Genomic DNA, 18,400 nt, shown 5'->3' with positions numbered 1-18,400 from the left:
TGAGATCGCCTTCCTCAACGAGCTCACGGAGCGCTCGGGCTGCGGGCTCTTGTTCGATCTGTACAACTTCCACTGCAACGCCCGGAACCTGGGCTTCGACGCGCTCGAGGCGCTCGGCCGGCTGCGGCTGGATCGGGTGATTCAGGTGCACGTGGCGGGCGGTGGCACGCACGATGGCTTCCTGATGGACGTGCACAGCGAGATCGTGCCCGAGCCCGTCTGGGAGCTGCTGGAGTGGCTGGTGCCACGCGCTCCCAACCTTGCGGGCATCAGCTACGAGCTGCTCGAGGAGACCCGGCTGGGCCCGGACGAGGTGGGCCGCCAGCTCGAGCGGGCTCGCGCCATCTGGGACAAGCACCCTCGGACGAGCCAGGAGACCCCGAGCCGTGGCGCTGCGTGATTGGCAGAATGCCCTCGGGCAATTGGTGGAGGCGCGGGCCTCGGGTCGCGATCTCCCGCCTGTGTTGGAGACGCTCGACGGGCTGGAACTGGAGGAGAAGGACCGCGCCTGGCTGCGCCGCGTGGCCGGCACGCCAGGCTTCGAGCTGACCGCCTACGTGCCCCGCTGGTGGCGGCATACGCGGGTCATGCGCTCGGCGCGGTTCACGCTCGCCGCGCTCCGAGAGTCTCGGGAGGAGGTGCTCCGGACCTACCTGCGAGCGACTCCGTGCACCACCCTCTTCTTCGTCTCCGAGGGGCTGTCGTTCCTGGAGTACGTCATCCGCACCACGGCCCTGCCCCACGTTCGAGCCGTGGCGGAGTTCGAGCAGGCGCTCTGGGCCCTCAGGCGTGAAGCGTCGAGCGCGCCCTCTTCGCCCCAGGTGCTCTCTTCCGAGGACGTACTGGCGCCGCACCCGGCGGCCACGCTTGTCACGTTCGATGCCTCTCCCGAGGCGCTCCTCGGTGCCTTGCTGACGGGATCGCCGCTGCCTCAGGAGCCCGCCGAACCCCACCCGGTGCTCGTCGCGCCGGGACTACCCCGGATGTGGCGCCCGGCCACTTCCGAGGAAGCCCGAGCCTTCGCCGCGTGCGCTCCCTCAGCCACAGCCGGTGCGCTGACGGCACTGCCGGACGTGAGCCCCGAGGTGCTCAGCGCCCTGCTGGCCGCGGGCGCATTGATCGTGCGGCAGGCTTGAGGCCTGGCTACTTCTGCAGCTCGGAGGCGCGGCCCGCGGCGATCTGATTCTCCGCGGCGTCCAGGAACGGCGTGGAGCGGGAGCTCGACTTGCCGCCATCCTGCGGGATGACAGGCACCACGACGGGCTCCACGGCCTGCTCCGCCGAGACCTTCGCCGCCGCCGCCTTGCGCCGCTGCCACAGGAACCACACCGTGGCGACGACGGCCAGGCCGATCAGCACCGCCGTCTGGCTCTTCTTGATCTGGACGACCAGGTAGTCCAGCTCGCTGCCGAAGTGGAAGCCCAGGAAGACGAACAGCGGCGCGGACAGCAGCGCGGCCAGCCCGTCCCAGAGGATGAAGCGCCAGTAGGGCATGCCCACCGAGCCGGCCGTGAAGTACGTCACCGCGCGCACGCCCGGCATGAAGCGGGCGATCATCACGATCTTCTGCCCGTGCTTCTCGAAGAGGCCCTCGACCTTGGCGCGCTTCTCCGGAGTGATGATGCGCGCGAAGAAGCCGCCCTGCTTGCGGCCCACGTTCGAGCCCAGCTTCCGGCCGAAGTTGAAGATCAGGCTGTCGCCCGCGAGGATGCCCAGAAAGCCCACGCCCATCATCACCGGCAGGCTCGCGGCGCCCTTGTGCGCCAGGAAGCCGCCGAGGATGAGCGAGATGTCCTCGGGCAGCGGAATGCCGAGCCCGCAGGCCACCAGGACACAGAAGACCGTCGCGTACGCAAAGACGCCTTGGGTGTTGCTCAGCAGGTTGGTGAGTAACGCTTCCACGCTTGTCCTTGCCTCTCGTTCACTTCCGGGACGGATGCCCGCTACCTACCCGAGCCAGCCCCTCCAGCACCCACGCATCAACCGGGCGCGAATCCGCAAAACTCCCCGCCAGCGCCTTGAGCCCGAAATAGCCCTGCCGACTGGCCGCCTCATAGGCCGAGTCCGGAGCCTCCAGGGCTGCCAGCGCCAGCGCCCGGCTCACCAGCGCCACAGCGTACTCTCCCACCGTCGCCTCCCGCGCGCCCAGCCCCTGCGCCTCCTTCAAGAGGGCCGGCCCCGCCGCCCACCGGGCCTGCGCCTGCTCGCCCACTCTTTGGGGCAGCAGCAGTCGGGCATATTCCCACACCAGCCGCTCCATGTCTGGGGACTTCGCTGGACCTACCACGAGCGCCACCCCCGTCCCCGTGCGAAAGGCTCGCACCCACCCTTCCTCGCCGAGCAGATTAACCACCACCCGGACACCTGGCCCGCTTTCCGGCACTCGGAGGATCTGCTGGGCACGGTGGAGCGGCCCATCCAGAACGGCAAGGTAGGAGCGCATCGCTCCCCGGTACTCCTCAAATGTCTCGGTCCTGAGGACCGGCACGGGCCACTTCTCGTCGACACGATCGAGCAGGGCCTCGAGCCCCTCCAGCTCGCGGAGCTCGGCGGGGAGCTCGGGCTCATCCTCCATGCGGACGGTGAGCGCCAGGTAGCGCTCCAGGGGCAGCGGGTGGGCGTCAAAGAAGGCCTGGGCGCGCTGGAGCACGGAGGCATCGGCGCCGGCCAGGGCCTCGCGCACATGCACGCGGGCGGGCGAGTAGCGATAGGCGGGCACGGGGTACTCGCGCCGCAGCGGGCCCGCGTCGTAGCCGGCGCGATTGAAGAGGGCGAAGAGCGTGAAGACGCGGGCGTCGGCGCGGACCTCGATGCCGCCGGGGGTATAGACGCTGGCGAACCAGTCCGGCTCGGCGCGCGCCAGCGGGGCCGCGAGGGCCACGAGCACCGCCAGCACTGGAGCGCACGCACGCATGAGCGGCGGCCAAGCTAGCACGGCAGGCTCAGGCGGCAGGGGCCTTTCCAACGAGCGTGCGGAGCATCTCGCGGTTGTCGCGCGCCTTCTGGCCGAAGTACGTGACGATGCCCATCAGCAGCTTCACGCAGGCCTGGGGCTTCTGGATCAGCAGCTTCTGGAAGTCCGCGTGGCGGATCTCCAGGGCAGAGACATCGTTCATGGCGGTGGCGGTGCACAGCCGCTCGCCGATCTGCACCAGGGCCAGCTCGCCCAGCGGCTCGCCGGCGGTGACGTCTCCGAGAGAGATCTCCTCGCCGGCCTGGTTCTTCGCGCTGAGCCGCACCGTGCCATCACCGACGATGAGGAGCGACTCGCCCTTCTTGCCCTCGGCGAAGAGCTGGGTGCCCTTGGGGAAGGCTCGCGGGACGGCGATGCCAACGAAGATGGCGATGCCAGTGTCGGTGAACCCCTTGAAGATGGGGCACGCCTTCAGCACTGTCTCGGGCACGATGGCCATGGGTGTGCTCCTACCACGTCCTCCTGCGCCTCGTCAGTTTTGGATCGGTTGCAAGGGGCCAAATGCCCGCCTCCTTACGCCTCCACGAGAGGAAACCGGTCTGGTTGGACCCCCGCCAGGGCCTCGGCCGGAGGGGGCATGACGGTAGGAGCCATGACCACCACCGTCTGCCGGCCCATGAGCTGGTTGGGGGTGGCGCGCTCGACGAGGACCTTCACCAGGGCTCCGGCCGGAGCGTCTCCGTCGAAGTTGACGGTGCGGTTCTCGGGGGTGCGGCCGAAGCGCTTGGCGGCGTCGTACTTGGAGTGGCCCTCCACGAGCACCTCCACCTCGAGGCCCACCTGGGCGGCGGTGATCTCGCCGCAGATCTTCCGCTGGAGCTTCTGCAGGCGCTCCAGCCGGGCGATCTTCACCTCGTGGGGCACGGAGCCCCAGTCCTTCTCGCGCAGGGCGGCGCCCGTCTTGGGGCGAGGGCTGTAGATGAACGAGAACTGGTTCTCGTAGCGCACCTGCTCGGTGAGCTTCATGGTGAGCTCGAACTCCTCGTCGGTCTCGCCGGGGAAGCCCACGATGATGTCGGTGGTGACGGCGATGCCGGGGCGGGCGGCGCGCAGCTTCTCGAGCCGCTCCAGGTACTGCTCCACGGTGTAGTCGCGGCGCATCATCTTGAGGATGCGGTCGGCGCCGCTCTGCACGGGCAGGTGGAAGTGGGGAGCGATCTTCGGCTGGGTGCGGAAGGCGTCAATCAGCTCGTCGGAGAGATCGTGCGGGTGGCTGGTGGTGAAGCGCACGCGCTCGATGCCAGGGACCTCCACGGTGCGCAGCAGGAGCTGGGCGAAGCTGATCCCGCCCTTGTACGAGTTGACGTTCTGGCCAATCAGGGTGACTTCACGCACGCCCACGCGAGCCAGGTCAGCGACCTCGGTGAGCACGTCCGGGAAGGCGCGGCTGACCTCGCGGCCGCGGGTGTGGGGCACCACGCAGAAGGAGCAGACGTTGTCGCAGCCCTTCATCACGGTGACGAACTCGGTGATCTTGCCGCGCGAGGTCTCAGCGTTGGCGCGGGGGAAGACGTACTCCTCGGAGTCGACGAAGGCGGTCTCGACGACGCGCTCGCGCTCCTGCTCCACGCGGGAGATGATCTCGGGCAGCTTGGCGATGTTGTCGGGGCCGAAGACGAAGTCCACGTAGGGGACCTTCTTGATGAGGCGGTCCTTCTCCTGCTGGGCGACGCAGCCGCCCACGCCGATGAGGGCGCCGCGGCTGAGCTTCACGGGCTTGTAGCGCCCGAGCGCGGACAGCATCTTGTCCTCGGCCTTCTCGCGGATGGCGCAGGTGTTGAGGATGATGAGGTCGGCGTCATCCGGGGTGGGCGTCGGCGTGTACGAGAGCTTCGCCAGCACCTCGCTCATGCGGAGCGAGTCGTTGACGTTCATCTGGCAGCCGAAGGTGTGGATGAAGTAGCGCTTCATGAGCTTTTCCCGTTGAAAAACGGATTCTTATGCGACGCCGGGCGCCGGAATGCAACCCGGGAGGAGGGCAATTGCAGCAGCCCCTCGCTCCCCCGCTCCCCTGCCCCTCGCTCCTGCTCTTCCGTCCTACAACACCGGGGCTCCCGACTCCCCATGCTCTGCCCGGACGCGGGCGATGAATCGGGAGATGTTCTCCCGCTGCAGACTGTCCCGGGGCAGAGCCTGGGCGCGTCGTTCAGCATCGTCGAGCATCTTCCAGGCCTCGTCGATGCAAACCTGGCTCTTGCTGGCCCACATCACGAAGTGACCCGCGACAAAAGCCCGCCTCTCCACATCCCCAAAGCCGAGGCGCTCGAGTCGTCGAAGCGCCCTGCTGAACTCCTTCCAGGGGCAGAGACGATGGACGGCTTCGAAGTAGATGTCTTCGGCAATGCGCCTGCGGAGTTCATCGCGATCCAGCATAGAGGGACTCATGGTGATCAAACGCTTCTGCAGGCTCAGCATCTCTCGTTCGAGGATCGAGAACGGCTGGTCCCTCAGCCTCGCGATCAGTTCGCCTCTAGCCTGTCCCTGAGAGGCCTCACGCTCAAGATGGAGGGCCGAGTTGTTATCAGAATGGGAGGCACGCTTTGCCATCGTCGGTCCTCACAGGCCAGTAACCCAATCCGCGGCACTTCCAGTAGCAACTGGCGCACTGGCTCTCCCCTTCCGAACTACCAGGTATCCTGCTGATCCAGGACTTGTTGCACTTCTCAAGGTAGGAACCGCAAAGCTCTTTCGTCTCGGAGTCAGGTGCCGTGGTCGTGTCCGGCGTTGAATGGGTGTCAGGAATGACGGGGGCCTCAGGGCTCAACGGGCGAGGTCTTGGCGGGGCACCGCACACTTCCGGTGTCGCAGGATTACGTGTGAGGCAGCAGTCGTAGCTGGTCTCGCATGGAGTCGCACAGCCCGCGAGAAGCAGGGTGTGGAGCAGTACAACCAGACGCCATCTGTTCGCGTCAATAGAGGAGATCATTGTGAAGGTGACGCTCGATGTTCCAATATGCCCACGCCACCGTCCCGCGATTCTGAAAGCTCAGAACCTGACGGCTTGTTCCAGATTGAATCGTAGGCAGGAGTCACTCCTGGCCTGGATAGAACTCTCTGGGGGCCGCCGTCTCCTGCCTTAAAATCCGAGGATCCTTCGGGCTGACCATCCAGCACCCGCCGAAGGATCCGACCGTCGGCGCTGATTGCGTACTTCACGCCCGAATCCAGCGCGAGCTGTGAAGAGCGGCAATACGCTTCATCCTCGTGAATGTAGACGAAAACGATATCGCCCTGACGAATGACCCGGTACAATTGGGCCTCCTGCCTGTTCGGGCAATCCATCTCCCTACCCCCTGGGGGCAAGAAGTCATTGGCGGCAATCATGATGGCTCGGAGCATCATGCCATCCAATTCATACAAGTTGCCTTCCGCACCCACTGCGTCCGCAGCCCGCTCAAAGAACTGAGGAAACGCGATCGTCCGATCATCCCCCACCGGGACAGGAGGAACAGAAGGGTTTCGCAGACATCCAGCGAGAGCGGCAGCAAGTGCGAGATGAATATTTCTCATTTTCATGAAGAACACTGCTGAACACTCATTTACTTCTTTTGGTTTGTGAGTCAATGATTGTTCTTGCGTTGGCAAGAGCAAGTCGAACATCCTCTTCTGAAGAGAAAAACCGCCGTCCGATCTTATCGACAACAACCGCTCGCTTGATTCTCCTGTCTTTGGCTCGGTCTATCGCGACCTGTGCGCTCATACTGTAATCGACGCTATCACCAGGAGCAATTGACTTCGCCGCAACGGGTTCTCCGGTCAGCGCATCAGCTACAGGCGTCAAGATTTCCCCAGAATCGAGTTCGTAGTGGTAGTGCTTGAAGAAGAATTGTGAGGTCGAGTGGTTCTCTACTTTTATGTTGGGTATGGCTTTAAGACGTGGATCAACTGGACCTATTGGCATCCCTGCGCTCACGCTGACGCGAATGTCCGGAGCAAGCACATTTGATGCGGCCATCGGTACTGGTGCTGCTTGAGCTAAGATCCTCTCGACCACCGTCGTAAGATGCATGCTGACGAGCCGCCGTAAGTCTTCGGGGCTGCCAAAGCTGCCGATCAGTGCTTTCTTTTTCATTTGATCAAGAAAGCCCCGAAGTGCCCCCAACTGAGCAACGTCAATATTCGTTAACTCCATACGTTCGGTACTCGTGTAGATAAGCACTGGAGCACCACGCGCGGCAAGTTTGTCGATTTCCTCGGCTGAGCCAGACGCAGCAGCCGACGTTGGCGATCCTAGGCGAGCGCCGAAAAGTGCAACTCCAAAGTCGCAGTCATCCACGATCTGCTTATTAATCAATGCTTGTGGCTCTCCCCCTGTTTCCGGATGCGCATGAGAGTCCCAGCCAACAGCCTCAAGGCGGATACCTTTCGGCACGCCGAAATGGGCATTCCAATCCGTGATAGCCGAACGCACAGCACCACGAGCTGCGTTCATGTCTCCGGGGGAGATGATCAAGCATCTATATTCAATGACTTGACGGGGCATTTCTGGCTCCTAGAGCAGCAGTTGAGAAGTGCTGCAGACGCATAACTCTCAAGGTCAGGTGTCAACTAGTCATCGGCTGCTCATCCCCGGCTGAGCACACGCGTCATGCGGCTGTGAAGCCCGAGCAGCTTCTCCTCGTGCTTCAAGAGGAGCGAGATCGACTCCTCTCCGTAGCGCCGGACGAAGGAGTCAGTGCGCTCCAGCCGAGCCAGCTCGTTGCGGATCTTCCCGCGCAGCTCGTCCGCCTCGGGGCCGCGAGACTCGAGCTGCTTCAGCTTGTCCCGGAGCTTGCCCACGGCCCAGCGCTGGCCGAAGAAGCTCCTCAAGAGCGCGTTGCCCTGCTCCACGTGCCGGGAATCAGCCAAGCCCGAGACCTTCAGCGCCTCCGAGTGGGCCCGAGCCAGCGCCTCGGCCCCGGGAGTGGGCTCGGCGATTGCCAGGAAGGTCTCCTGGTAGTGGATCAGCGCAGCGAGATCCTGCTCGGTGAGCGGATGCGCGGCGAGCCGCAGGGTCCGGTCATCGGCGGCCTGGACGCCCGGGTCGGCGGAGGCTTTCCAGTTGTCGAAGAAGGAAGGCATAAAGGTCTCCATCAAGCGGGAACGAGCTGGTCGGCAATCCGGGCCAGATCATTCACCGAGTTGACCACCACGGCTTGGTGGCAGTGCTTCTCGTAGGTGAGCATCTCGCTGTCGCCGATGCCCCAGTTGCCCCGGTCCTCGGGGCAGATCCACAGCACGCGCTTGGCCTTGCGCTGCAGATCCTTCAGCGCCCAGACGTTGTTCGGGTTGTAGTTGTTACGGCCGTCCCCAATGATCATCACCGTGGTGCGCCGGGTGATGCTGCCCAGGTGATCCCGCACGAACTCCGCCAGCGCCCGGCCATAGTTCGAGTTGGCGCTCAGCGACACGGCCTTGCCCGCGGTGGCCAGATCGATGGCCTGATCCACATCCAGGTCCTTGAAGTACTGCGTCACCTCGCCCACGTCCGAGACGAAGACGAACGAGCGCACACGCACGAACAGCTCCTGCAGTGTGTACGTGAACAGCAGCATCATCCGAGCCGCGTTGCGCACCGAGTCCGAGACATCGCAGAGGACGACCACCTCGGGACGCTCGGGGCGGCGCCTGCGGAACTGGGGCACCATGGGCACCCCACCCCACGGCAGGTTGCGGCGCAGCGTGCGGCGCACGTGGAGCGCCCCGCGCCGGTGCGAGCGCTGCTTGCGGATGAGCCGGCTCTTGAGCTTCTCGGCCAGGGTGCGCACGGCGGACTGCATCTGATCCACCTCGGCCTGGGTGAGCAGGTGCAGCGGCTTCTCCGTCACCGAGTCCGTGCGCCGGCGGATCCGCGCCTCGGCCTGCCGCTTCACCTCCTGCCGGGCCGCGTCCTCGATCTTGCGCATCGCGTCCGCGACGTACCGGGAGACGATCTCCACGCCCTCGGTGGACAGGCCCCGCGCGGCCAGCTCGGCCTCCAGGGACTTCAGGTCCGAGCGCGCCCGCTCCGCGCCCGCACCCGCGAGCAGCCGCCGGGAGAAGAACCCCGCCTGGAGCCCCGTCTCCATCTGGGACAGATCGAGCTGGAGCATGGCGGACCGGAAGATCTGCGCCAGCCGCGCCCGGTCTCCCTCGACAATCGCCTTGGCCAGCGGGGACATCTCGGGGAAGAGCAGGTTCATCTGGTACAGCACCATCTTCAGCTCGTCGCCCTGGAGATAGCCGTCCTCCTCGATCTGCTTCGCGAGCGACTTGTCGATGGCCTCGAACGTCCGCGCCGCGCCCGAGAAGTAGAAGTCGAACGCGCGGTTGAACACGTCCACGTCCAGCTCGCGCTTGATGAGGGTGGTGCGCAGCACGGAGCGGAAGACGGTGCGCTCCTTCAGGCCCACCTCGGAGGCGGCGCGCAGGGCGTCCTGCACCTCGGAGGTGCTCACGCGCACGCCGTTCTGGCGAAGCACCTCGGCGAACTCGACGATGCGGGCGTCCACGGGGCCTCCTTCAGCGCTCGAACGACATCACGGCTTCCACGTGGTGGGTCTGCGGGAACATGTCCACCACCTGGAGCGCCAGGGGCTTGTAACCCTCCTCCACCAACCCCGCCGCGTCCCGAGCGAGTGACGCCGGATCGCATGCCACATACACGACTCTCTTCACCCCCAGGGCTGATACCTGGCGTGCGAGTCCCGGAGCCCCCGTGCGAGGCGGATCGGCCAGGCAGAGCTCGAACCGCTTCCCCTCGCCCAGCAGGCCCTCACAGACCTTGCGAGCATCTCCCTGGATGAAGCGCACGTTGGCCACCCCGCCCTCCCGGGCGCTGCGCTGGGCCAGCTCCACGCCCACGGGAGAGGACTCCACGCCCAGCACCGAGCCCGCCGTGGCCGCCAGCGGAAAGGTGAAGTTGCCGTTGCCCGAGTACAGCTCCAGCACCGAGTCTGTCTCGCGCGGGGCTAGCTCATAGAGCGCGGCCGTGACGAGGCCCACGTTGGCCTCGGCGTGCGCCTGGGCGAAGGAGTCCGGCCGCAGGTACAGCGGCACCTCGGGCCGCAGCGGAGACAGCGAGCGCAGCGCGGGCTTGCCGACGAGCCTCGGAGAGCCCTCCTTCGGCACCAGCACGGCGCCCTCGAGCCGCAGCGCGCGCACCGCGGCCTCGGTGGCCTCCACGTGCCGAGCCGTCACCGGCCCCGTCAGCATCACCGCGAACGCCGCCTTGCTGCCCTCGGCCAGCAGGTGCACCTCCTCCGCGTCCTTGGACAAGGGCTTGAGCAGCGGCGCCAGCTTCCCGGGGAGCGTAGCGAGCACCGGCGTGAGCGCGCCGCACTCGGATACAGGCACTTTCTCGTGGCTCCGCCGCCCGAAGAAAGCCAGCGCGCCCTTGGCGAAGTGCAGCACCGCGCGCCGCCGGTATCCGAAGTCCTTCGGCGCCACGAGCAGCGGGCGCACGGTGAAGCGGTCCCTCGGCAGGCGGCCCAGGTGCTCCAGGGTGGAGAGGACGATCTCCTGCTTCGCGGCACGCTGGGCGGGCTCGGCCAGCTCCAACCAGTCGCACCCGCCGCACTCGGCGCTCCGGGCGCACGGAGAGGGGCGCCGGTCCTTGCCTGGCGTCACCACCTCGCGCAGCAGACCTCTGATGACCTTCCCCTGTTGCTCCAGCTGGACGCGCACGAGGTCGCCCGGGAACGCCCCTGGAACGAAGACGGTGCGCCCCTGCCAGGAGGCCACACCCTCGCCCCGCTGCCCGAGGCGCTCGATGGTCAGCTCGATGGGAGTTTCCGGGAAGGTCTGCACGGGCAACATCACCCTAACGCAGCGCAGCCGTGATTCCGTCCCAAACGTCGCCACCTACGCGGTGGCCTGAGCCCTGAGCCTCAGTCCCGCTCGTCCGGAGGGAGCGCCTCGCGCAGGCGTGTCACGAACTCCTCGATGCGGCCTCGCTTGGTGTCATCCATGTCCACGAACTCGATGCCCATCCCGGGCACCTGGTTCGGGGACTGATGGGCCTCGTTGACGCGAATGACGCGCCCGGTCACATCGAAGGGGAACTCCGTGCCCGGCAACGAGACGATGATCTTCACGTGCGTGCCGACCGGCAGGGGCTTCGGCGTGTTGATGAAGAGCCCCCCCCGGGAGATGTTGGTGGCCCAGTCGGTGACGAAGCCCGTGACAGTCCGGTAGGCCACGGGCAGCTCGTACTCGAGCCGAGGGGCGCGAGGCCCGAGGTTGGGCTTCTGAGAGTGGTCGGCCATGGGCGCTCCGCTGCGGGACGGGACGAATGCTCGCAGCGGAGCGGCGGAGCGTCAACCTTCAGAACTTCATCTCTCGCACGTCCGGGGCCACCTTGAGCCTGGGCTCGGTCATGCGCTGCACCTGCTCCACCGTGACTCCGGGAGCAATCTCGCGCAGGACGAGCCCCTCGGGCGTCACGTCGAGGAAGGCGTGGTCCGAGACGATGTGGTGCACGCACTTAAGGCCTGTAATCGGCAGGGCGCACTTCTTGAGGATCTTCGGCTCGCCCTTGTTGTTGACGTGCTCCATGGCCACGTAGATGCGCTTGGCGCCCACGGCCAGATCCATGGCGCCGCCCGGCCCCTTCACCATCTTCTTGGGGATCATCCAGTTGGCCAGGTCGCCCTGCTCGCTGACCTCCATGGCGCCCAGCACCGCCATGTCGATGTGGCCGCCGCGGATCATCCCGAAGGACAGCGCCGAGTCGAAGAAGGCCGCGCCCTTGAGCGCCGTCACCGTCTCCTTGCCGGCGTTGATGAGATCCGGATCCTCCTGGCCCTCCATGGGCCAGGGGCCGATGCCCAGCAGCCCGTTCTCCGACTGGAGCACGATGTCGACTCCGGGCGGGACATAGTTGGCCACCAGGGTGGGGATGCCGATACCCAGGTTGACGTAGAAGCCGTCCTTCAGCTCCTGGGCGATGCGCTGCGCGATCTGTTCACGTGTCAGGGGCATGGAGTCCTCACGCCTGCTTGCGGACGGTGCGCCGCTCAATCGGCTTCTTGAGGTTTTTGGCCTGGACGATGCGGTGCACGAAGATGCTGGGGATGTGGACGGCGTCCCCGTCGATCTCGCCCGGCTCGACAATGTGTTCGGCCTCGACGATGGTCACCTCGGCCGCCATGCACATCATCGGCGAGAAGTTGCGCGCCGTCTTGTGGAACACCAGGTTGCCCCACTTGTCCGCCTTCCAGGCGTGGATGATGGCGAAGTCCGCCTTGAGCGGGGCCTCCAGCACGTGCAGGCGCCCGTCGATCATCCGCGTCTCCTTGCCCTCGGTGAGCAGGGTGCCCGCGCCGGTGGGGGTGAAGAAGCCGCCAATGCCGCAGCCGCCCGCGCGGATGCGCTCGGCCAGCGTGCCCTGCGGGTTGAGCTCCACCTCCAGCTCGCCCGAGAGGTACTGCTGCTCGAAGTTCTTGTTCTCGCCCACGTAGCTGGACACCATCTTCTTCACCTGCTTGTTGGCCAGCAGGATCCCGAGCCCCTGCTCGGTGGTGCCGCAGTTGTTGGAGATGATGGTGAGGTTCTTCACTCCCTTCTGGTGAAGGGCCTCGATCAGGTTCTCCGGGTTGCCGCACAGCCCGAAGCCGCCGCTCATCAGCGTGGCTCCATCCGGGATGTCGGCGACCGCCTCAGCCGCGCTCGCGTAGATCTTGTTCATCCGCCCTCCCTCGATATGCAACGGGGGCGAGGGACTTGCTCCCCCACCCCCACGCTCTCCCTTTCAGGAGAGAAAGCTCAGCGCTCCACCATCAGCGCGATGCCCTCGCCGCCGCCGATGCACAGCGACGCGACACCGCGCTTCTTGTCCAGATCCTTCATCTCGTGCAGCAGCGTCACCAGCACGCGCGCACCCGAGGCGCCAATCGGGTGCCCGAGCACCACGGCGCCGCCGCGCACGTTCACCTTGGACGGGTCCAGCTTGAGCAGCCGGTTGTTGGCGATGGACACCACCGCGAACGCCTCGTTGATCTCCCAGAGATCCACGGCCTCCGTCTTCAGGCCCTTCTTCTCCAGCAGCTTGTTGATGGCGTCGGCCGGGGCGATGGTGAACTCCACCGGCTTGCGCGCCGCCTGGGCGTAGCCGGTGATGCGGCCCAGAATCGTCCGGCCCTCGGCCTTGGCGCGCTCCTCGCTCATGAGCACCAGCGCCGCGGCGCCATCGTTGATGGACGAGGCGTTGGCCGCCGTCACCGTGCCGTCCTTCTTGAACACGGGCTTGAGGCTGGCGATCTTCTCCGGCCTGGCATTCTTGGGCCCCTCATCCTCGGAGACCGTGACGGTGTCCTCGGGCTTCTTGCCGGGCACGGGCACCGGGACGATCTCCGCGGTGAACTTGCCTTCCTTCTGGGCCTTGATGGCGCGCTGGGTGGACTCGAGCGCGTACTCGTCCTGCTGCGAGCGGCTCACGCCCTGCGAGGTGGCGCACTCCTCGGCGCAGCTGCCCATGTGGACGTTGTCGTAGGGATCCCACAGGCCGTCGAGGATCATCGCGTCCTTGAACTCGACGTTGCCCATGCGAGCCCCGCCGCGCATGGTGTGGCTCACGTAGGGCGCGTTGGACATGGACTCCATGCCGCCCACCACGACCACGTCATAGTCGCCCAGCGCGATGGCCTGGGCGCCGGCGATGACGGCCTTGAGGCCCGAGCCGCACACCTTGTTCAAGGTGGTGGCGGGCACGACGTCCGGGATGCCGGCGGCGCGCATGGCCTGCCGAGCGGGAGCCTGGCCCACGCCAGCCTGCAGCACGTGGCCCATGATGACCTCCTGCACGGCCTCCGGCTTCACGCCCGCGCGCTCCAGCGCCGCCTTGATGGCGATGGCGCCCAGCTGCGGCGCCGTCAGCTTGGAGAGAGAGCCCTGAAAGGCCCCGATGGGAGTACGGGCCGCGCCCACGATGACGACTTCACGAGCCATGAAACTGCCTCCTTGGGAACCGGGGATACGAACAGGTGAGCCCTTATCACCGCCCCTTCCGGGGGGGTCAAGCGTGTCCAGCGCCCAGCCGCCTCAGCCCCCGGTAGGCATGAGTTCAGCGCTGGGCTCTCAACACTTCGGCTGACAATGGGTAACAACGGGGCGGCCCGGCGGCATACCCACATGAACCGCCATTCACTTCCTGGCGGGCTCGAAGATGGACATGTGGCCGCCCGTCGGGTCGGCGATCACCGCGATGCGCCCCACGCCGGGGACGGCGAAGAGGGGCGCGGGCACCTGCCCACCGAGCTCGCTCACGCGATCGCACGTGGGCACCAGCTTCTCCACCCGGACATGGGGGAGCCAGGCGGGCTTGAACTCCTTGTTCTCCTGGATCTCGGCGATCTGCCCCCGCGTGCTGTCATCGGTGGTGAACATCGTCGCGGTGCCGCCCCAGCCCTTCATCGTCGTCCAGCCGAAGAGCTTCCCGTAGAAGGCCTTGGCGCGAGCCGCGTCGGGCGTGCCCAGCGTCTCCCAGCAGAACTCGCCGGGCCTGGCCGGCTCAGGGGTGGGATCGCCCTTGAGATCATGGAACGCGACGATCAGCGCTCCCGCGAAGTCCTGCACGATCGCGAAGCGGCCGACGTTCGGGATGTCCTCTGAGCCCCGAGGCACCTTGCCGCCGAGCTCCACCGCCATCCGGGCCACCGCGTCCACGTCGGCCACGGACACGTAGCTCACCCACTGCGAGGGGCCATGGTGCTCGAAGAGCCCGCCGAGCTGCTTCCCGCCGTGGTGGATGAGCGAGTACTTGCTGCGAACGCCCGTATCGATCTCATCGAACGTCCATCCGAAGAGGGCGCCGTAGAACGCGCGGGCCTTCGCCGCGTCCGTGGTCATCAGCTCGCGCCAGACGAAGCGGCCATGCGTGTATCCCTGGGTGCCCATCGCTCCCCTCCCGAAAAAAGCAGACGGCCGGGCCCCCGCGAGGGAACCCGGCCGCCGTTACGTGCCCCCCGTAGGAGGAGCGAGCCTACTTCTTCAGCTTGCTCGCCATCACGTCGCCGAGGCGCGCCTTGCTGCCCTCGGCCTGCTTGCGGAGGTACTCGCGATAATCATCCGAGCCCTCGCCGATGAGCGCCTTGATGGACAGCGCCACCTTCCGGTCCTGGGTGTTGATGTCGATGATCTTCACATCGACCTCCTGAGCCTCCTGGACCACGTCGCGCGGGTTCTCCACGCGCTCCTCGCGCAGCTCGGACACGTGCACCAGACCCTCGATGCCCGGCTCGATCTCCACGAACGCGCCGAAGTCGGTGACCTTGGTGACCTTGCCCTTCACGCGGCTGCCCACCGGGGTGCGCTCGGACAGCGTCTCCCAGGGATCCGGCGAGAGCTGCTTGATGCCCAGGCTGAAGCGCTCGTTCTCGACGTCGATGTTGAGCACCACCGCCTCGACCTCGTCGCCCTTCTTGTAGAGCTCGCCCGGGTGCTTGATGCGCTGGGTCCACGAGATATCGGACACGTGCACCAGGCCGTCCACGCCCTCCTCGACGCCGACGAACACGCCGAAGTCGGTGACGTTGCGGATCTGGCCCTTGATGACGGAGCCGATCGGGTACTTGTCCTCCAGCAGCGTCCAGGGGTTCTGCTCGATCTGCTTCATGCCGAGCGCAATCCGCTTGGCCTTCGGATCGATGTCCAGGACGACGGCCTCCACCTCCTGGCCGACCTCCAGGATCTTGGACGGGTGCTTGAGGCGCTTGGTCCAGGACATCTCGGACACGTGCACCAGACCCTCGACGCCCTGCTCGATCTCGATGAAGGCGCCGTAGTCGGTGATGGAGACGACCTTGCCCTTGACGCGGGTGCCGACCGGGTACTTCTCGTCGGCGCGGTGCCACGGATCCTCCTGGATCTGCTTCAGGCCCAGGCTGACGCGCTCCTGCGTCGGGTCGAACTTGAGGACGACGACGCGGACCTCGTCACCCACGTTGAACATCTCGCTCGGGTGGCCGATGCGGCCCCAGGACATGTCCGTGATGTGGAGCAGGCCGTCGATGCCGCCCAGGTCGATGAAGGCGCCGTAGTCGGTGAGGTTCTTGACCACGCCCTTGAGGACCGCACCCTCCTTGAGGTTCTTGAGGGTCTCCTTCTTCATCTCCTCGCGCTGCTTCTCCAGCAGCACGCGGCGGGAGAGGACGATGTTGCCGCGCTTCTTGTTGAACTTGATGACCTTGAACTCGAACTCCTTCGAGATGTACTGGTCCAAGTTCCGAACGGGCCGGATGTCCACCTGCGAGCCGGGCAGGAACGCCTTCACGCCGATGTCGACGGACAGGCCTCCCTTGACGCGGCCCACGATGGTGCCCTTGACGATCTCATCGCGCTCGCAGGCGGCGCTGATCTCGTCCCAGATGCGCATCTTGTCGGCCTTCTCCTTGGAGAGGACGACCATGCCGGTGTCGTTCTCGCGGCTCTCCAGGAGCACTTCCACGGGATCGCCCGCCTTGACGGTGATCTCGCCGCGGGGGCTGGTGAACTCGGAGATCGGAACCTGGCCCTCGGACTTGTAGCCGATGTCGACGATCGCGTAGTCCTTCGTCACCTGAACGACGGTGCCCTTGACGATCTCACCCTCCTTGAGGATGCCGTCACCACCGCGCTCCTTGAGCGACGCCTCGAACATCGCGGCAAAATCCTCGTCGCCTGCCTCCGGTCCGATCTGCTGGTTCACGTTCTGCTGCATGAATTGAAAGTCCTTGGATAACGGTACAGCTGCCCCTGTTCGTCACGAGGGCCTCCCGCGGGGCGCGACGGGAGCCTCGTGTGTCCCCACCCTGGGGACGGTGAAGCCGCGCACCCTAGCCACCGGTTATTCCGGCAGTCAAGCGAGCACGCGTTTCATGTGATGAAAGGCCGAAACGGCACGCCCGGGGCCAGACTGGCTCCCGAGGTGCCCGTGGGCCGCTCCCCGTCGGACCGGACGCGCTTCCCGGCCCGTCTCAGGGGGTCCTCTCCGTTTTATGAACCGTTACCCCCGGGCGCAACATGTCCCGGGGGGTGAAGCAGGCAGGCCCGGAAGGAGGCCCGCCCGCCCTGGAGCCGTTCGAGCGGTTAGAACCACCACTCGGAGCGCACGCCCACGTAGTGGCCCCACTCGCGGGGACCGAAGTTGCGGAAGTACGGGTTGCTCAGCACGCCCAGGGTGGAGGCCGCGCGGGCGCCCTCGTTGAAGTGCGCCAGCGTGTAGATGAAGCGCAGGTGCGGGCGCGCCCACGCCGAGCGCTCACCCGAGGGCACGAGCGCCGGCATGACGGCGAACTTCCACTCCTGGGGCGTCGCCAGCGACACGGTGTCCGAGTGGCCCAGGAAGACGGCCTGGTAGGTCAGCTCGTTGATCAGGTGGAAGTGGTCGGTGATGTACAGGAAGCTGCGCACGCCCGCGACGAAGTTCGAGGAGTGATCCGCCGCATCACCGCTGGCGCCCTTGCTGTACTGGTAGATGCCGTAGGCGTTGACGGTGAGCATCGAGCTCACGTTGTAGAGGAAGTGATCCACGAACTCGAGCCCCATGGCGCCGGAGAACTTGCCGTCCGAGTCCGGGCGCCCCTGGGTGTCCCAGGTGGACGAGGCGCCGAAGGCGCCGTTGGCGATGCCGCCGCCGTAGCGCGCGGAGGTCTCGTTGAAGCTGCCGTTGCCCAGATCCGCGCGGAACTTCGCGCCCGCCACGTAGCCCACGTCACTCGGGGCCACCGCCTCGCCGCCGATCGTCGGGCGGTTGGCCGGCAGCAGGTGGAACTCGCCGAGGAACTGCACCGAGTGCTTCTCCATCACCGGCAGCACGTACTGGGCGACGAACACCGTGCGCTGGCGCTCGATGGTGGGATCCGGCGTCGCGTCGTTGTCATCGATCACCGTGGAGGTGTACTGCCCGCCGCCCGTCTTCAGCAGCACGGCGACGTCCAGGCCCTTGTACTTGGCGCCAAAGCCCTGCGAGTTGAGCTGATTGAAGAAGTAGTAGTCCGCGATGTGCACGTCGCTGCCGCGGTAGAAGCGCTGGCCGACCCACAGCTTGAGATCCGGCAGGGCGAGGTTGCCGGCCTCCAGGTACGCCTGGAACAGCTCGATGCGCAGCTGGTTGGTGAAGTTGTTCGCGAACGCTCCGATGAAGGAGCCGTTGTTGGCGAACATGGAGGGCGTGAGCACCACCTGGAAGTAGGGCTTGGTGTTGTCCTCCGCCACGGGCTTGACGATGTTCAGCTTGAGCGTGGGCTCGAGATAGTCACCCTCCTCGAGACGGCCTCCGAGGGAGTTGCCCAACAGGTTCATGTACTGGCCGTGGACGAAGCGGCCGTTCTGGGGATTCCAGGCGACGCCGACGCGGCCGTACATGCCGAACTCGAAGGGGCCCGCCTCGAGCCCCGCGCGCGCGGTGGAGGGAATCGCGACAAGGACCAGTACAGCAAGCAGCGACGTCACACAGGAACGCAGTCTTCGAGCAGAAAGCACTTTACAGCT

General features: G+C 66.1%; 19 protein-coding genes. 2 read left to right on the top strand and 17 right to left on the bottom strand.

Annotated elements, in window-relative coordinates:
* Both ACJ8AT_RS24530 and ACJ8AT_RS24525 read left to right on the top strand, forming a co-directional pair.
* A partial coding sequence (locus tag ACJ8AT_RS24530) for a DUF692 family multinuclear iron-containing protein (RefSeq protein WP_407740266.1) occupies positions 1-400 on the top strand: 400 nt, incomplete at its 5' end.
* Positions 387-1,136: a hypothetical protein gene (locus ACJ8AT_RS24525; protein ID WP_407740265.1), complete on the top strand. Its 750-nt coding sequence runs from the start codon at positions 387-389 to the stop codon at positions 1,134-1,136. The genes ACJ8AT_RS24530 and ACJ8AT_RS24525, both read left to right, overlap by 14 nt.
* A 7-nt stretch (positions 1,137-1,143) precedes the next feature.
* Here the strand turns inward: ACJ8AT_RS24525 and ACJ8AT_RS24520 are convergent, their stop codons facing one another.
* The 17 genes from ACJ8AT_RS24520 to ACJ8AT_RS24440 all read right to left on the bottom strand — a co-directional run bounded on the left by ACJ8AT_RS24520 (position 1,144) and on the right by ACJ8AT_RS24440 (position 18,361).
* Positions 1,144-1,902, bottom strand: a complete 759-nt coding sequence (locus ACJ8AT_RS24520) for a DedA family protein (protein ID WP_407740264.1) — start codon at positions 1,900-1,902, stop codon at positions 1,144-1,146.
* Between the two features lie 19 nt (positions 1,903-1,921).
* Entirely contained in the window at positions 1,922-2,914 is a 993-nt protein-coding gene (locus tag ACJ8AT_RS24515; protein ID WP_407740263.1) for a hypothetical protein, read from the bottom strand.
* Between the two features lie 28 nt (positions 2,915-2,942).
* The gene (locus tag ACJ8AT_RS24510; protein WP_407740262.1) at positions 2,943-3,413 is read right to left on the bottom strand and encodes a cyclic nucleotide-binding domain-containing protein; all 471 of its coding nucleotides are present in this window, start codon (positions 3,411-3,413) and stop codon (positions 2,943-2,945) included.
* Positions 3,414-3,487: 74 nt separating this feature from the next.
* Positions 3,488-4,885 carry a tRNA (N6-isopentenyl adenosine(37)-C2)-methylthiotransferase MiaB gene (gene miaB, locus ACJ8AT_RS24505; protein ID WP_407740261.1) on the bottom strand — a complete coding sequence of 466 codons (1,398 nt, stop codon included), beginning with the start codon at positions 4,883-4,885 and terminating at the stop codon, positions 3,488-3,490.
* A gap of 126 nt (positions 4,886-5,011) precedes the next feature.
* Positions 5,012-5,521 (bottom strand): hypothetical protein, encoded by a 510-nt coding sequence (locus tag ACJ8AT_RS24500; RefSeq protein ID WP_407740260.1) that lies wholly within the window; start codon positions 5,519-5,521, stop codon positions 5,012-5,014.
* Between the two features lie 375 nt (positions 5,522-5,896).
* Positions 5,897-6,574 carry a hypothetical protein gene (locus ACJ8AT_RS24495; RefSeq protein WP_407740259.1) on the bottom strand — a complete coding sequence of 226 codons (678 nt, stop codon included), beginning with the start codon at positions 6,572-6,574 and terminating at the stop codon, positions 5,897-5,899.
* Positions 6,510-7,457: a hypothetical protein gene (locus ACJ8AT_RS24490; protein WP_407740258.1), complete on the bottom strand. Its 948-nt coding sequence runs from the start codon at positions 7,455-7,457 to the stop codon at positions 6,510-6,512. Before ACJ8AT_RS24490 ends, ACJ8AT_RS24495 begins: the two co-directional genes overlap by 65 nt.
* An 80-nt stretch (positions 7,458-7,537) precedes the next feature.
* Entirely contained in the window at positions 7,538-8,035 is a 498-nt protein-coding gene (locus ACJ8AT_RS24485) for a hypothetical protein (RefSeq protein WP_407740257.1), read from the bottom strand.
* 11 nt (positions 8,036-8,046) lie between these two features.
* Positions 8,047-9,444: a VWA domain-containing protein gene (locus ACJ8AT_RS24480; protein ID WP_407740256.1), complete on the bottom strand. Its 1,398-nt coding sequence runs from the start codon at positions 9,442-9,444 to the stop codon at positions 8,047-8,049.
* Positions 9,445-9,454: 10 nt separating this feature from the next.
* Entirely contained in the window at positions 9,455-10,750 is a 1,296-nt protein-coding gene (locus tag ACJ8AT_RS24475; protein ID WP_407740255.1) for a class I SAM-dependent RNA methyltransferase, read from the bottom strand.
* Positions 10,751-10,821: 71 nt separating this feature from the next.
* Positions 10,822-11,199 carry a TIGR02266 family protein gene (locus tag ACJ8AT_RS24470; RefSeq protein ID WP_407740254.1) on the bottom strand — a complete coding sequence of 126 codons (378 nt, stop codon included), beginning with the start codon at positions 11,197-11,199 and terminating at the stop codon, positions 10,822-10,824.
* Between the two features lie 58 nt (positions 11,200-11,257).
* Positions 11,258-11,914 (bottom strand): CoA transferase subunit B, encoded by a 657-nt coding sequence (locus ACJ8AT_RS24465; RefSeq protein WP_407740253.1) that lies wholly within the window; start codon positions 11,912-11,914, stop codon positions 11,258-11,260.
* 7 nt (positions 11,915-11,921) lie between these two features.
* Positions 11,922-12,620 (bottom strand): CoA transferase subunit A, encoded by a 699-nt coding sequence (locus tag ACJ8AT_RS24460; RefSeq protein ID WP_407740252.1) that lies wholly within the window; start codon positions 12,618-12,620, stop codon positions 11,922-11,924.
* A 77-nt stretch (positions 12,621-12,697) separates the two neighbouring features.
* Positions 12,698-13,879, bottom strand: a complete 1,182-nt coding sequence (locus ACJ8AT_RS24455; protein ID WP_407740251.1) for a thiolase family protein — start codon at positions 13,877-13,879, stop codon at positions 12,698-12,700.
* A 195-nt stretch (positions 13,880-14,074) separates the two neighbouring features.
* On the bottom strand, positions 14,075-14,827 hold the full coding sequence (locus tag ACJ8AT_RS24450) for a VOC family protein (RefSeq protein WP_407740250.1): 753 nt from the start codon (positions 14,825-14,827) through the stop codon (positions 14,075-14,077).
* An 85-nt stretch (positions 14,828-14,912) separates the two neighbouring features.
* On the bottom strand, positions 14,913-16,628 hold the full coding sequence (locus ACJ8AT_RS24445; protein WP_407740249.1) for a 30S ribosomal protein S1: 1,716 nt from the start codon (positions 16,626-16,628) through the stop codon (positions 14,913-14,915).
* A 368-nt stretch (positions 16,629-16,996) separates the two neighbouring features.
* Positions 16,997-18,361: a carbohydrate porin gene (locus ACJ8AT_RS24440; protein WP_407740248.1), complete on the bottom strand. Its 1,365-nt coding sequence runs from the start codon at positions 18,359-18,361 to the stop codon at positions 16,997-16,999.
* Positions 18,362-18,400: the final 39 nt, after the last annotated feature.

The organism is Hyalangium sp., assembly GCF_045802625.1.
Lineage (GTDB): Bacteria > Myxococcota > Myxococcia > Myxococcales > Myxococcaceae > Hyalangium.
The sequence above is the reverse complement of the archived record's forward strand: the minus strand, read 5'-3'. Positions and strand labels throughout refer to the sequence as shown.

Excerpts from the sequence above, each read along its gene's own strand:
- ACJ8AT_RS24515 (WP_407740263.1), bottom strand. The coding sequence starts at position 2,914 with ATGCGTGCGTGCGCTCCAGTGCTGGCGGTGCTCGTGGCCCTCGCGGCC.
- ACJ8AT_RS24510 (WP_407740262.1), bottom strand. The coding sequence starts at position 3,413 with ATGGCCATCGTGCCCGAGACAGTGCTGAAGGCGTGCCCCATCTTCAAG.
- miaB (WP_407740261.1), bottom strand. The coding sequence starts at position 4,885 with ATGAAGCGCTACTTCATCCACACCTTCGGCTGCCAGATGAACGTCAAC.
- ACJ8AT_RS24500 (WP_407740260.1), bottom strand. The coding sequence starts at position 5,521 with ATGGCAAAGCGTGCCTCCCATTCTGATAACAACTCGGCCCTCCATCTT.
- ACJ8AT_RS24495 (WP_407740259.1), bottom strand. The coding sequence starts at position 6,574 with ATGTTCGACTTGCTCTTGCCAACGCAAGAACAATCATTGACTCACAAA.
- ACJ8AT_RS24490 (WP_407740258.1), bottom strand. The coding sequence starts at position 7,457 with ATGCCCCGTCAAGTCATTGAATATAGATGCTTGATCATCTCCCCCGGA.
- ACJ8AT_RS24485 (WP_407740257.1), bottom strand. The coding sequence starts at position 8,035 with ATGCCTTCCTTCTTCGACAACTGGAAAGCCTCCGCCGACCCGGGCGTC.
- ACJ8AT_RS24475 (WP_407740255.1), bottom strand. The coding sequence starts at position 10,750 with ATGTTGCCCGTGCAGACCTTCCCGGAAACTCCCATCGAGCTGACCATC.
- ACJ8AT_RS24470 (WP_407740254.1), bottom strand. The coding sequence starts at position 11,199 with ATGGCCGACCACTCTCAGAAGCCCAACCTCGGGCCTCGCGCCCCTCGG.
- ACJ8AT_RS24465 (WP_407740253.1), bottom strand. The coding sequence starts at position 11,914 with ATGCCCCTGACACGTGAACAGATCGCGCAGCGCATCGCCCAGGAGCTG.
- ACJ8AT_RS24460 (WP_407740252.1), bottom strand. The coding sequence starts at position 12,620 with ATGAACAAGATCTACGCGAGCGCGGCTGAGGCGGTCGCCGACATCCCG.
- ACJ8AT_RS24455 (WP_407740251.1), bottom strand. The coding sequence starts at position 13,879 with ATGGCTCGTGAAGTCGTCATCGTGGGCGCGGCCCGTACTCCCATCGGG.
- ACJ8AT_RS24450 (WP_407740250.1), bottom strand. The coding sequence starts at position 14,827 with ATGGGCACCCAGGGATACACGCATGGCCGCTTCGTCTGGCGCGAGCTG.
- ACJ8AT_RS24445 (WP_407740249.1), bottom strand. The coding sequence starts at position 16,628 with ATGCAGCAGAACGTGAACCAGCAGATCGGACCGGAGGCAGGCGACGAG.